At 63.3% G+C, this 12,785-nt stretch carries 12 protein-coding genes; 3 read left to right on the forward strand and 9 right to left on the reverse strand.

Translation table 11 applies throughout. The annotated features are described in order from the left end of the window. The first annotated feature begins 1,150 nt into the window (after positions 1 to 1,150). From KJS28_RS05130 to KJS28_RS05140, 3 genes are all read left to right on the forward strand, one after another. A complete protein-coding gene (locus tag KJS28_RS05130; protein ID WP_213542003.1) occupies positions 1,151 to 1,966 on the forward strand; it encodes a transporter substrate-binding domain-containing protein in 816 nt (271 codons plus the stop codon). 106 nt (positions 1,967 to 2,072) lie between these two features. Beyond that, on the forward strand, positions 2,073 to 2,720 hold the full coding sequence (locus KJS28_RS05135; RefSeq protein WP_021858926.1) for an amino acid ABC transporter permease: 648 nt from the start codon (positions 2,073 to 2,075) through the stop codon (positions 2,718 to 2,720). 12 nt (positions 2,721 to 2,732) lie between these two features. Beyond that, complete coding sequence (locus KJS28_RS05140) at positions 2,733 to 3,491, forward strand: amino acid ABC transporter ATP-binding protein (RefSeq protein ID WP_021858925.1); 759 nt, start codon at positions 2,733 to 2,735, stop codon at positions 3,489 to 3,491. Positions 3,492 to 3,539: 48 nt separating this feature from the next. On the opposite strand, the gene KJS28_RS05145 is transcribed toward KJS28_RS05140, so the two are convergent. The 9 genes from KJS28_RS05145 to def all read right to left on the reverse strand — a co-directional run bounded on the left by KJS28_RS05145 (position 3,540) and on the right by def (position 12,781). Then, a complete protein-coding gene (locus tag KJS28_RS05145) occupies positions 3,540 to 5,015 on the reverse strand; it encodes a DUF3794 and LysM peptidoglycan-binding domain-containing protein (protein ID WP_213542004.1) in 1,476 nt (491 codons plus the stop codon). A gap of 140 nt (positions 5,016 to 5,155) precedes the next feature. After that, entirely contained in the window at positions 5,156 to 5,317 is a 162-nt protein-coding gene (locus KJS28_RS05150; protein WP_021858923.1) for a hypothetical protein, read from the reverse strand. Positions 5,318 to 5,437: 120 nt separating this feature from the next. Beyond that, positions 5,438 to 6,319 (reverse strand): ribosome small subunit-dependent GTPase A, encoded by an 882-nt coding sequence (gene rsgA, locus KJS28_RS05155; protein ID WP_213542005.1) that lies wholly within the window; start codon positions 6,317 to 6,319, stop codon positions 5,438 to 5,440. Further along, positions 6,316 to 8,253, reverse strand: a complete 1,938-nt coding sequence (gene pknB, locus KJS28_RS05160; RefSeq protein ID WP_213542006.1) for a Stk1 family PASTA domain-containing Ser/Thr kinase — start codon at positions 8,251 to 8,253, stop codon at positions 6,316 to 6,318. Before pknB ends, rsgA begins: the two co-directional genes overlap by 4 nt. A gap of 14 nt (positions 8,254 to 8,267) precedes the next feature. After that, on the reverse strand, positions 8,268 to 8,999 hold the full coding sequence (locus KJS28_RS05165) for a Stp1/IreP family PP2C-type Ser/Thr phosphatase (RefSeq protein ID WP_213542007.1): 732 nt from the start codon (positions 8,997 to 8,999) through the stop codon (positions 8,268 to 8,270). Further along, positions 8,996 to 10,030, reverse strand: a complete 1,035-nt coding sequence (gene rlmN / locus KJS28_RS05170) for a dual-specificity RNA methyltransferase RlmN (protein ID WP_213542008.1) — start codon at positions 10,028 to 10,030, stop codon at positions 8,996 to 8,998. The genes KJS28_RS05165 and rlmN overlap by 4 nt, the downstream gene beginning before the upstream one ends. After that, positions 10,027 to 11,367: a 16S rRNA (cytosine(967)-C(5))-methyltransferase RsmB gene (rsmB, locus tag KJS28_RS05175; RefSeq protein WP_213542009.1), complete on the reverse strand. Its 1,341-nt coding sequence runs from the start codon at positions 11,365 to 11,367 to the stop codon at positions 10,027 to 10,029. The genes rlmN and rsmB overlap by 4 nt, the downstream gene beginning before the upstream one ends. After that, a complete protein-coding gene (gene fmt / locus KJS28_RS05180) occupies positions 11,364 to 12,284 on the reverse strand; it encodes a methionyl-tRNA formyltransferase (protein ID WP_213542010.1) in 921 nt (306 codons plus the stop codon). Before fmt ends, rsmB begins: the two co-directional genes overlap by 4 nt. Beyond that, positions 12,281 to 12,781, reverse strand: a complete 501-nt coding sequence (def, locus tag KJS28_RS05185; protein WP_213542011.1) for a peptide deformylase — start codon at positions 12,779 to 12,781, stop codon at positions 12,281 to 12,283. The genes fmt and def overlap by 4 nt, the downstream gene beginning before the upstream one ends. Positions 12,782 to 12,785 lie beyond the last annotated feature (4 nt).

Here is a 12,785-nt window from a genome sequence, read left to right on the forward strand (position 1 = left end):
CTCCCCCATTTTCCTGACAGTCTGTGGACATCGTATGGACCTGCAAGGGAGCCGTTTTCCGTCCGTTTTTCTCCTCTGGACGCCCCGGTTGCTTCCGGGGTACCATCTCCCTTTGGGAACAGACATCTCTTCTTAGGACGCATGGGCAGGATATGTCTATTCTGCATAAAATTCATCTGCATCTATCAATCTATTTTTACGTATGTGCATCTTTACACTACTTCGCTAAAGTGTTAAAATATATCCATCGTCAGCGGGGCAACCAGTCGCTGTGAATAAGCGACCGGGAGCATATGGTCAAGCGGAACCGCAAACTGCGGGAGCGGCTGCCCGGTGCCATGCGATAGACCGTAGAAAGACGAGAGAGACAGCTTTGATCCATGCGGTTTCGTCAGAAATGAGGTTTTGGTATGGAGCGACACCATCGATAACAGATAGAAAGCACAGGCGCCCCCAAAGTGGGGCAGCCTCCGGCGGGGCAGCTTTCATAGCACCCTCGTTGCCCCAAGGGAACCGGTGAAAATCTCGGCGGCGGTTCTTGATAAAGGCCCGCAGAGAGGAAACCTGCGAAAATCCCAATCGGGCGGCGGTGAGGGCTGCGGAAGCCTGCCGACGAAAAACAACGGCAAAAGGCCCGATAACGTTGCGGTCCACGGAAAACGGCGGTGGAAACCAACGGTGAAAGGTCCCATAGGACTGCGGTGAGGACGGTCGAAAGCAGCAGAAAACGGCGGTGGAAATCGGCAGCGGGACTTGCAAGTTCCGGAAAAGTAAGCGATAATAGTGCAAGACTCATGATGCCCAGCACAGGATTTGGGCCGTCCGTCACAACACCGTTCCGTACAACGTTCCGCCGAGACAGCCTGATGGAGTGTGGGCTGAATCGATATCATGCGGCACGGCGCAGGGTACTCCCTCATTCGAGCAGCGCATCCCTTACTCCGGTGCGGCTGATCAGACATCAAGACGGAGTAACCGAGAGCAGGCTGAACCGGCATTTTGCATCGCAGAACATCCCCCGCACAGCGCCGGTAAATGCGGCGCAGCATGAGCCACCTCACACAATACAGCGTGGCCCCACACAGCGCATCATCTAACACAATACATCTGTTACAACACATCCGTGTACCATATCAAGGAGGATATTCCCATGAAAAAGTTCAAGCAGCTTCTGTGTCTGGCGCTGGCACTGACCATCAGCGCCTCCCTGCTGGCCGCCTGCGGCCAAAAGGACAACGGCGGAAGCAAGGATTCCGACGAAAAGGTTCTGACCTACGCCGTGGAGGGCGGCTCCGCCGGCGAGGAGATCGCTCTGGAGAAGGGCTGGAAGGTCACCACGCTGGAGGATCAGGCCGCCGCCCTGATGGAGGTGGCCTCCGGCACCTCCGACGCCGCCATCATCGATCTGCTGATGGCCGGGGCCATGATCGGTGAGGGTACCAGCTACCCCGATCTCACCTACACCGACAGGCTCACCGAGGAGGAGTACGGCATCGGCTGCCGCAAGGGCTCCGATCTGGCGCAGTACATCAACTGCGTGCTGGGCGATGCCTATCAGAGCGGGACCATGCAGAAGCTGGCCCAGCAGTACGGCATCACCGAGGAGCTGCTGGTCCCCCAGCAGGAGGGCACCTTCACCGCCGGAGAGGACAGTGACGTCAGCTATATCCAGCAGAAGGGTACGCTGGTGGTGGGCATCACGGAGTTCGCCCCCATGGACTATAAGGATGAAAATGGCCAGTGGATCGGCTTTGACGCAGACCTTGCCAAGCTGGTGGCGGAGCGTCTGGGTGTGGAAATTCAGTTCGTGGTCATCGACTGGGGTCAGAAGATCAATGAGCTGGACAGCAAGGCCATCGACGTGGTGTGGAACGGCATGACCCTCACCGATGGCGTTATGAGCGCCATGGCCTGCACCAACGCCTACTGCAAGAACGCACAGGTCGTGGTGGTGCGTGGTCAGTAAATAACGGCCAGAATGCCGCTGCGGGGGCTGTCCGCCGCAGCGGCATTTTTTATGGCGGCCCGTGAAAAGGGCGGCCTGTGAAATCTGAGTGTAAGGAGTTCTTCCCATGTTCTGGTCTGTGACACTGTCCCTGCTGGAGGGGCTGCGTGAGGTGGTGAAGCTGTTCGCCCTGACGCTGGTATTCTCTCTGCCGCTGGGGCTGGCGGTGACCTTCGGCTCCATGAGCAAGTGCCGTCCGGTCAGCTGGTTTTTTAACGTTCTGGTGTGGATCGTCCGGGGAACACCCCTGATGCTGCAGCTGATCCTGATCTTCTACGGCCCCGGCATCTGGCTGGGCCACAACATCTGGGGCAGCCAGCGGATGCTGGCGTGTACCGTGGCCTTCGTGCTGAACTACGCCTGCTACTTCTCCGTCATCTACCGGGGCGGCATTGAGGGCGTGCCTGCCGGGCAGCGGGAGGCGGGAGAGGTACTGGGCCTCACCCGCAGGCAGATCTTCTTTAAGATCACCCTGCTGCAGATGGTGAAGCGCATTGTGCCGCCTATGTCCAATGAGATCATCACGCTGGTGAAGGACACCTCGCTGGCCCGCATCATCTCCATCATGGAGCTGACCAAGGTGGGCGAGAGCTACATCAAAGCGCAGGGCATCACATGGCCCCTGTTTTACACGGGGGTATTCTATCTGGCCTTTGTGGGGCTGCTGACACTGCTGTTCCGGTACATCGAGCGCAGGCTCAGCTATTTTCGGTAAGGAGGGGGTACTATGGCGATCCTGGAGGTGGCACAGCTGGAGAAAAGCTTCGGCGGTACCAAGGTCCTGCGGGACATCAGCTTTTCGCTGGAGGAGGGACAGGCTCTGTCCATCATCGGCTCCTCCGGCAGCGGAAAGACCACGCTGCTGCGGTGCCTGAACTTTTTGGAGACACCGGACAGCGGCCGCATCGCCGTCCGGGGACGGAATCTGCTGGACGGGAGCCTGTCCCCTCAGGAGCGGCGGCGGAACCGGCTACACTTCGGGCTGGTGTTTCAGGATTTTAATCTGTTTCCCCAATATACGGCGCTGGAGAATGTAACGCTGGCCCGGCGGCTGCTGGCCAAGTCCGAGAGAACCGGGGAGGCCCCGGAGGCCATCCGCCGGGAGGGCGAAGCCCTGCTGGAACAGATGGGTCTGGGAGATCGGATGGGACACTATCCCCACCAGCTCTCCGGCGGACAGAAGCAGCGGGTGGCCATTGCCCGTGCGCTGGCCATGAAGCCGGACATCCTGTGCTTCGATGAGCCCACCTCGGCGCTGGACCCGGAGCTTACCGGGGAGGTGCTGAAGGTCATCCGGCAGCTGGCCCGGCAGCGCACCACCATGGTCATCGTCACCCACGAGATGGCCTTTGCCCGTGATGTGGCGGATCAGGTCATCTTCATGGACGGTGGCGTCATCGTGGAGCAGGGGGAGCCACGCATGGTGATGGATCACCCCAAGGAGGAGCGCACCCGGCAGTTTCTGGCCCGGTACGCACAGGGATAAGGCTTTCTACGAAAAAAGAGCGCAGGCATCGCCTACGCTCTTTTTCTGCTATCTTACACGGGGGATCAGCAGCAGCCCCGACGGCAGCGGAGTCTCCTGCTCCAATCCGTTGGCGGCGCAGATGGCCTGCTCATCCGTGCGGTAGCGCTTGGCCAGCTCCCACAGGCTCTCCCCTTTCTTCGGCCGGCACAGCACCAGAGAGGGACGCCGTCCCGGCTCCGGCTCCGTCAGCTCTGCGGCGGTAATGGCGTCCCATGTGCATCGGCGGCTGCGCTCCACCGTCAGCTCCACCGGGACCGTCAGCTCCAGTCCCGTGCCGGAGGGGCGCAGGCTGGGAGACAGGCAGGCGGCACGGGCGGTGGTCACATCCCCAGGCACGGGGGCGGCGGCCTCGTCGGTGCGCTCCGCCGTGACCGGTGCGCCGGATTCGTCCAGATACAGCAGCCGCAGCCGCAGAGGGGTGCGGAGTGTGGTATGATCCCCCTCCTGCCCTGTGGTGACGGCGCCGCAGTCCGCCGCCGTCACATACAGGAAGGGGCGGCTCTCCAGCTCCTGATGTACCTCCGGCTGTACCGTCTCCGGGGGCCAGGTCTCCGTCAAGGTCAGGCTCTGGCGCTGGAGAGCGGTGTCCCAGCGGGTGCTGTACAGGTCCGTCACCGGGGCGACGGTGACCGTCTCATAGGTCCGCACCAGTAGGCTCAGGGTCAGCTCCACCCCGATGGCGGCTGCGCCGTCGCTGCGGATGAGCCGGGCCGTGCCGCAGGAGCCGGTGACCGTGACCTGCGCCTCCTCCGGGACGGTAAGGCCGTCCAGAAGGCAGGAAAAGGGCAGGGTGTCCTCCCATGTGTGGAGGGAGCCGTCCTGCGTGCGGTACAGCAGGCAGATGCGGGCCTCGCCCTTTGCCAGCAGGCGGCTCCCCACCGGCTGGCTGCCGGTGATGCGGGGGCAGATGCGCTGGGCCAGCAGTTCCTCCGGCGGCTCGCCCCAGTCCTGGGGCTGGAGCTCCTGAGTCACGCTGCTCTGCCGCTGCGTCACCGAGGTCAGCAGGGTAAGGGACTGCTCCTGACGGTGCAGGCGCAGGGTAGGCTCCTCCCCTACGCCGGTGCAGATGCGGTGGCGGCGGCAGGTGTAGCCGGTGAGAGTCAGCTCCGGCATGACCCGCAGGTACAGCTTTCGGCCGGTGACGGCTCTGGCCTCCGTCAGCAGCAGGCGGCCCGCCATGCAGACGGTGTCGCAGCCGATGAGGCGCTTATCGTCCGCTTGGGTCAGAAACGGCACCGGCAGCGTCAGGCTCCGCAGGCCAGGGCTCTCCTCCGAGGTATAGAGCACCGTGACCAGCACCGAGCCGCTGATCTGCCGGCTCGTATATTCCCGCAGGCACAGCTGTCCTACGGCGTCCACGATGCGGGTGACCTCCGGGCAGTACTCCGGGATCGCCGCCTCCAGCGTCTCCTCCTGCGTCAGGGTAACGCTCTCCCCTGCCTCGCAGCAGGACAGCTCCGTATATTGCAGTTCCAGCTCCATGTTTTCGTCCTCCCGTAATTTCTTACTGCGCTGGACTACTCTATGAGCCGTTTCCGCCGTTTATTCCCGGATGCCGAAGAGCATCCGCAGAACCCCACGCAGCAGACGGGGCGACTTCCAAACCACGATCTTCACAGCAGCTACCTCCTATCCTTCAAGCAAACGATCCCACAGGCGATCAGCAGGAACGACACCAGAAACATCAGCACGCCCACCGGAAAGATGGCGGCAATGAGGATGCCCAGTCCCAGCCCCAGCGCACAGATGCCAAGAAATCTCCCGCAGCCGTCTCCGTGTCTCATGTGACGTCCCTCCCTCTCCGTTTCGCTTCTATGGCAGTATATGCCGGGAGGGGCAGTCGTGACAGCGGCGGCGCACAAAGAGAGAGCGGAAGCGATGCTTCCGCCCTCTCTGAGCGTTCTCTATTTGTGCTGCCAGTCCCGCAGGTCCTTCAGCTCGTCATACAGCCGCACATAGCTGCGGTGGCGGCTGGCGGGGATCTTACCGTCCTTCACCGCTTGCAGCACGGCGCAGCCCTTTTCCTTCACATGGCTGCACCCCACGAACCGGCACTGGCCCAGATAGGGGGCAAACTCCGGGAAGGTCTCCGGCAGGCGGGCCTTCAGCTCCAGATCCAACTCCTCCGTGTCGAAGGAGGAGAAGCCCGGCGTGTCGATAACGTAGGTATCCTCGTCCAGCGGGAACATCTCCACATGGCGGGTGGTGTGGCGGCCACGGCCCAGGGCCTTGCTGACCTCCCCCACCGGCAGGCCGAACACCGGCTCCATGGCGTTGAGGATGCTGGACTTGCCCACGCCGGAGTTGCCGGTGAGGGCGTTCAGCTTTCCCTTCATGGCACGGCGCAGCTCCGGCAGGCCCTCTCCGGTGGCGGCACTGACCCGCAGCACCGGAATGGCGGAGGCGGCATAGCTGTCGTATAGTTCCTGCGCCGGGTCCAGATCGCATTTATTCAGGCACAGCAGCACCCGGCAGCCCTTCAGGACGGCGATGGAGGCAATGCGATCGATGAGGTAGGGATCCGTGGTGGGGATGGCCTGTGAGCCGATGATGACCAGCTGGTCGATGTTGGCGGCGGCAGGACGGGCAAACCGATTCTGCCGGGGCTCGATGGCCTCCACGAAGCCCTCGCCGCCTCCCAGCTCACGGACCTGTACCCAGTCCCCCACCAGCGGACTGATGCCCTCCCGGCGGAATTTTCCTCTGGCCCGGCATTGCAGCAGCCCCTCCGGTGTGCGGACGTAGTAGAAGCCGCTGAGGGCCTTTTCAATGCGGCCCCGGCTCAAAAGCTGACCACCTGAGAGGCCACCTCGGTGCCGTTGATATACAGGTACACCGTGATGCTGGTTCCCTTGTCACCGGTGAAGGTATGGCTGACGGAACGGGCGGCGGCGGGGTCCGTGGTATCCACCGTGGTGGAGTAGACGACGGTGGTATCCTGACGGATCTCCACGTTCAGGATGCCCAGCTCCGGATTCAGGTACTCGCCGGGGATATCGAACGTCACCGTCTGCTCCGTGGTCTGAGACGGCTCGGGGCCCTTGCTGACGGTAAAGACGATCTCGGTGCCGGGGGCTACCTCCGTTTTGGGAGCGAGGCTCTGGCGGATGACGCTGCCCTCCGGCACGGTGGCATCGTACTCATACTGGTGAGCGCCCACGGTGAGACCGGCGTTCTCGGCTTGCAGGGCGGCATCGTCCACGCTGAGACCGGCGTAATTCTGCACGGTGACGGGCTTGGTCTCCGGCCCCTTGCTGACGGTCAGCAGGATGCTGTCGCCCTTCTTGATGCTCTCACCGTCGGCGGGGGTACTGCTGATGACCTTACCGGCGGCATACTCGTCGGAATACACCTCCCGGATCTGGACGTTCAGGTTCAGATTCAGGTTCGTCAGCTCCACCTTGGCGTCCTGCACATCCTCGCCCAGAACGTTCACCATGAGGTTGGTCTCCTCCTTGGCGCAGATCCAGACGGTGATCTTCAGGTTATTCTTGCGGACATGGCCGGACTTGGGGTCCTGCTCGATGATCTGGCCGGGCTGATAGTTGCTGTCGGCCTTGCTGCCGGCCACCTCGATCTGGAACACGCCCTTGATGCCCTCCATCTGCTGGGCCTCCTCCACGGTCTTGCCCAGAACATCGGGGACCTTATAGGACTGGGCGGCGGGGTTATTGTTGATGCCGCTGAACACGAACTTGAACAGCAGGAACACCACCAGCAGCGCTGCGGCAAAGCCACCCACCACGATGGCGATGAGCTTTTTATCCCGCTTTTTCTCCTCCGCCGGGGTGCGCTCCTTGCGGGCGGCCTGAATGGCGGCGGTGGGGATGGCCTGCGTAGGCTCGTGATCCTCCGGCTCCTCCAGATCGGCACGGATATAGCCAAGGTCCACGGAGTTATTCTTGCGGAACTTCTCCAGATCCTCCAGCATGGCATCCGCCGAGGGGTAGCGCTTCTCCAGATTGGCGCACATGGCCTTCATGCAGATCAGCTCCAGCGCCTCCGGGATATCGGGATCGATCTCACGGGGGGCCAGTGGGACGGAACTCAGGTGCTGGATGGCCACGGATACGGCGGACTCCCCCTCGAAGGGAAGACGGCCGGTAAGCATCTCATAGAGCACCACGCCGGCGGAGTAGATATCGCTGCGGGCGTCGGTGCGGTCACCTCTGGCCTGCTCCGGGGAGATGTAGTGGACGGAGCCCAGCGCCTCCTGCGTCAGGGTCTGGCTGGCGCTGGCCAAACAGGCGATGCCGAAGTCCGTCACCTTGACGCTGCCGTCCCGCAGGACCATGATGTTCTGGGGCTTGATGTCCCGGTGGATGATGCCCCGGCTGTGGGCATGGCTCAGCGCCCGCATGATCTGGGTGATGAAGTGCAGCGCCTCCCGCCAGTCCATCTTGCCACGGCGCTCCATGTACTGCTTCAGGGTGATGCCGTCCACCAGCTCCATGACGATATACTCCGTGTCGCCGCTGCGGGACACGTCGTACACCGACACGATGTTGGCGTGGGACAGCTGGGCCACCGCCAGAGACTCGTCCCGGAAGCGGCGGCGGAAGTCGGCGTTCTCCGCCAGATCGTTTTTCAGGATCTTCACCGCCACCATTCGGTTCAGGCGGTGGCACTTGGCCTTGTAGACGTTGGCCATGCCGCCGCTGCCGATGAGCTCCAATATCTCATAGCGGTTATCCAGCATTTTTCCGATATATTGATCCATAGATGTCATCTCCTTCAGATATTCATAAGCAGCACAGCAGTGACGTTATCCGGCGCTCCCCGCTGACGGGAGAGGGCCAGCAGCCGATCCAGACACGTGTCCAGCGGCTCGCTGTGAATCACCTCGAAGAGAAGCTCCTGATCGGACACGGTGTTTATCAGTCCGTCGGAGCACAGCAGCAGGAAGTCCCCCTGCTGCCATTTCAGCGGGAAGGCATCCGCCGCCACACCGGGCTCCGTCCCCAGCGCCCGTGTGATGAGGTTGCGGCGGGGATGGTGCCGGGCCTCGTCACGGGTCAGGTCGCCCTTTTCCACCATATCCTCCACCACGGAGTGGTCCCGGCTCACCTGCCGGATGCCCTCACGGGTGATGTGGTAGGCCCGGCTGTCGCCCACGTTGCTCACCAGCGCCAGATCGTCCCGGACCACGGCGGAGACCAGAGTCGTCCCCATACGCTCAAAGCCCGGATGGGCCAGCCCGTACTCCCGGACGGCATCGTTGGAGAGAGCCACGGCGTAGCCCGCCGCCTGCTCCAGCTGTCCGGCGCTCATGCCGGGGCGCAGGCTCCGGCTCAGCTCACGGGTGAAGGTCTCCACCGCTATGGCGCTTGCCATCCGCCCCCCCTGCGTGCCGCCCATGCCGTCGCAGACCACCGCCACGGTGTAGCCGTCCGGCGTCAGCACGGCGCAGGCATCCTGATTCTCGCTGCGTACCAGACCACGGTCCGTTACGCTCCATGTTCTCATTGCAGGTCTCTCCCTTCCTCCATGGCCTTGCGGCGCAGCTGGCCGCAGGAGGCGTCGATATCGCCGCCAAGGCTCCGCCGCACGGTGGCGGTGACGCCATGGGACTGTAATCTCTTTTGAAATGCCGCTGTGCGGCGGCTGGGCTTGAAGGGGCTCTCCACCACGTCGTTCAGGGGGATGAGATTCACATGGCCCGGCATCCCGGCGATGCGCCGGGCGATGAGGTCCGCCTGCCAGTCGTGGTCGTTGACGCCGTCGATCATGGCGTACTCAAAGGAGATGCGGCGGCCCGTCTTTTGGAAGTAATCGTGGCAGGCGGCGAACAGCTCCTCCACGTCATAGGCCCGGTTCACGGGCATGATGCGGGAACGGGTCTCGCTGTCCGGGGCGTGGAGGGACACCGAGAGCGTCAGCTGGAGCTGAAGCTCCGCCAGACGCCGGATGCCCGGTATCACGCCGCAGGTGGACAGGCTGATGTGCCGCATCCCGATGTTCAGCCCCTTGGGGTGGTTCACCAGCGTCAGAAACCGCAGCACGGTATCCATGTTGTCCAGAGGCTCTCCAATGCCCATCAGCACGATATTGGAGATCTCCCGGCCGGAATCCAGCTGGGTGAACAGCACCTGATCCAGCATCTCCGAGGGGGTCAGGTCACGGACCTTTCCGGCGATGGTGCTGGCGCAGAAGGCGCAGCCCATGCGGCAGCCCACCTGAGAGGAGATGCACACGGTGTTGCCGTGGTGATACTGCATGAGCACCGTCTCGATGCAGTTGCCGTCCGCCAGCTCCCACAGGTACTTGACGGTGCCGTCCAGACGGGACTCCTGCTTGCGGGCCACGGTGGGGGCGGTGATATGGAACGTCTGCGCCAGCTGCTCCCGCAGCGCACGGGGCAGATCGCTCATCTCTTCAAAGGAGGTGACGCCCCGGTGCAGCCAGGTAAAGACCTGACCGCCCCGGAAGGCGGGCTGTCCCATCTCCCGCAGGGTGTGGGTCAGCTCCTCCATCGTCATGGATTTGATGTCAGTCATGCTTTCCTCCGCATTCGGCAGATGTAAAAGCCGTCGGTCCCCAGCCGCTGGGGCCACAGGGTCGCCTCCCCGTCACACAGGCCCACGGGCCCCGGCAAGGTGAAGGTCTCCCGTCGGAACTCCGGGTGGCGGGAGAGGAACACGTGGATGATCTCCTGATTTTCCTCCGGCAGCACCGTACAGGTGGAGTACACCAGCACGCCGCCGGGACACACATAGCGGCAGGCATTTTCCAGAATATCCCCCTGAATGGCCGGAAGCTGGGCCAGATCACGGGGGTTTTTATACCGGATATCCGGCTTTTTGCGAATGATGCCGAGGCCCGAACAGGGGACGTCCGCCACTACCACATCCGCCTGCTCCAGCCATGCGGCGTGCTCCTCCCGTGCATCGGCCAGCGCCGTGCGGATGCTGGTGATGCCCAGACGCTGGGCGCCGCTGTCGATGAGCTTCAGCTTGTGGGGGTGGACATCGCAGGAGAGGATCTGGCCCCGATCCCGGCGGTCCATGGCCATGGCAAAGGACTTGCCGCCGGGAGCGGCGCACACGTCCAGCACCCGATCCTCCGGGGCCGGAGCGGCCACGGTGGCCACCAGGCGGGCGGCGGCGTCCTGCACGGTGAAGCGGCCCTCCCGGAAGGCGGACAGCTGCTCCAGATCGCCGGTGCCGCTGACGGAAAAGCATCCCGCCAGCCACGGGTGGGGCTCCACCTGTGCGCCGGTCTGGCGCAGCAGCTTCTCCAGCTCCTCCGGGGTACCCTTCAGGGGGTTTGTCTGGATGGTAGTGGGTACTACCTGATTGTTCATACGGAGATACGCCTCCGTCTCCTCCTCGCCGATGAGGGAAAGCAGACGCTCCACCAGCCACCGGGGGTGGCTGTATCGCAGGGAGAGAGTCTGCGCCGGGCTGCCCTTGGGCAGGGGCGGCATATCCTCCCGATTGGCGGCAAATTTCCGCAGGATGGCGTTGACCATACCCGCCGCCTTTTCCCGGCGGTGGCGCTTGGTCATCTCCACGGCCTCGTTGACGGCGGCACGGGGCGGCACCTTATCCAAAAACAGGATCTGGTAGCCACCCAGCCGCAGGATGTTGCGGATGACGGACTCCAGCCGCTCCGGGCGCTGGCTGCACCAGCAGCCGATATAGTAGTCCAGCAGCATCCGGTTCTGGATCACCCCGTAGCACAAGCGGGTGGCCAGCGCCGCATCCCGGCTGTCCAGCTTATTTTTGGCGATGGTGCGCTTCAGGCCGCCGTCGGACCATGCGTTGGCGCTGTCCACCTGCATCAGGACCTCCAGAGCGGTCTCTCTGGCGTCCGGCTTTCTCACGTCGCTCATACCGTCACCTGCACCGGGTGGCCTGCCAGATAGCTGGCCGCCGCCATGCGCTTGCCGTTTTGCGGCTGAAGCTCCAGAATACGGAGCGTCCGGCCGTCGCCGCAGGCGATCTCGATGCCGGTCTTATCGGCCCGGACGATCGTTCCGGGAGCGGCCTTGACGGCGCCGCCCACAGCGGTACGGTACACCTTCACCGTGGCGCCGGACAGCTCCGTCACGGCGCAGGGCCAAGGCTGGAGGCCACGGACCTGATCGTGGAGACTGCGGGCGGGGCGGGTGAAGTCCATGGGGGACAGCTCCCGGCTCAACATGGGGGCAAAGGTCACGGCGCTCTCATCCTGTTTGGTGCGGCCGGCGGTGCCGGCGGCCAGCGCCTGCACCGTCCGGGACAGGGTCTCGGCTCCCAGCTCCGCCAGACGGTTCGTCAGGGTCAGAGCGTCCTCGTCGGGATCGATAGGCGTCTCGGCGGCGGAAATGATATCCCCGGCGTCCAGCTCCTTGGCCATATACATGATGGTGACGCCGGTGACGGCGTCGCCGTTCAGGACGGCCCAGTTGATGGGGGCTGCGCCACGGTATTTGGGCAGCAGCGAGGAATGGACGTTGATGGAGCCCAGCTTGGGGGCCGCCAGAATGTCCTCCGGCAGGATGCGGCCATAGGCCGCCACCACCGTCAGCTCCGGGGCCAGAGTACGGATCAGCTCCAGCGCCGTACCGTCCCGCAGCTTGGTGGGCTGGTACACCGTCAGGCCCTGTGAAAGAGCATACTCCTTCACCGGAGAGAAGGCCAGCTTATGGCCCCGGTTCTTGGGCTTATCCGGCTGGGTAAACACGCCGCATATCTCGTGGCCGTCCTCCACCAGTCGGCGCAGAGAGGCCACGGCGAAGTCCGGCGTTCCCATAAACAGGATCCTCATTCCTCGTCTTCCTCCTGCTGGTTCATATACTCCTCCAGCTCCTCCTCGGTCATCAGATGGTCCGTGTGCTCCACGAACAGATGGCCGTCCAGATGCTCGATCTCATGGCAGAAGCAACGGGCGGTCAGCTCCTCGTCCTCTACCTCGAAAAAATTGCCGTCCCGGTCCTGCGCCCGGACACGCACCGTATAGGGGCGGGTGACGATGCCGAACTTGCCGGGGATGCTGAGGCAGCCCTCCAGACCCGTCTGCTCCCCCTCGGCGGCGATGATCTCCGGGTTCACCAGTTCAATGATATCCTCATCCTCGTTCATCACCACGCACACACGGCGCAGCACGCCCACCTGCGGGGCGGCCAGACCTACGCCGCCGGAATCCAGCAGTGTCTCCTTCATGTCGTCGATCAGCGTATGCAGGCGCTGATTGAACTCCGTCACCGGGCGGCACACCTTGGTCAGGCACTCGTCGCCCTGCAATACGATCTTTCTCAAAGCCATATCC

Origin of the sequence: Vescimonas coprocola, assembly GCF_018408575.1 — a bacterium.
GTDB classification, from domain to species: Bacteria; Bacillota; Clostridia; order Oscillospirales; family Oscillospiraceae; genus Vescimonas; species Vescimonas coprocola.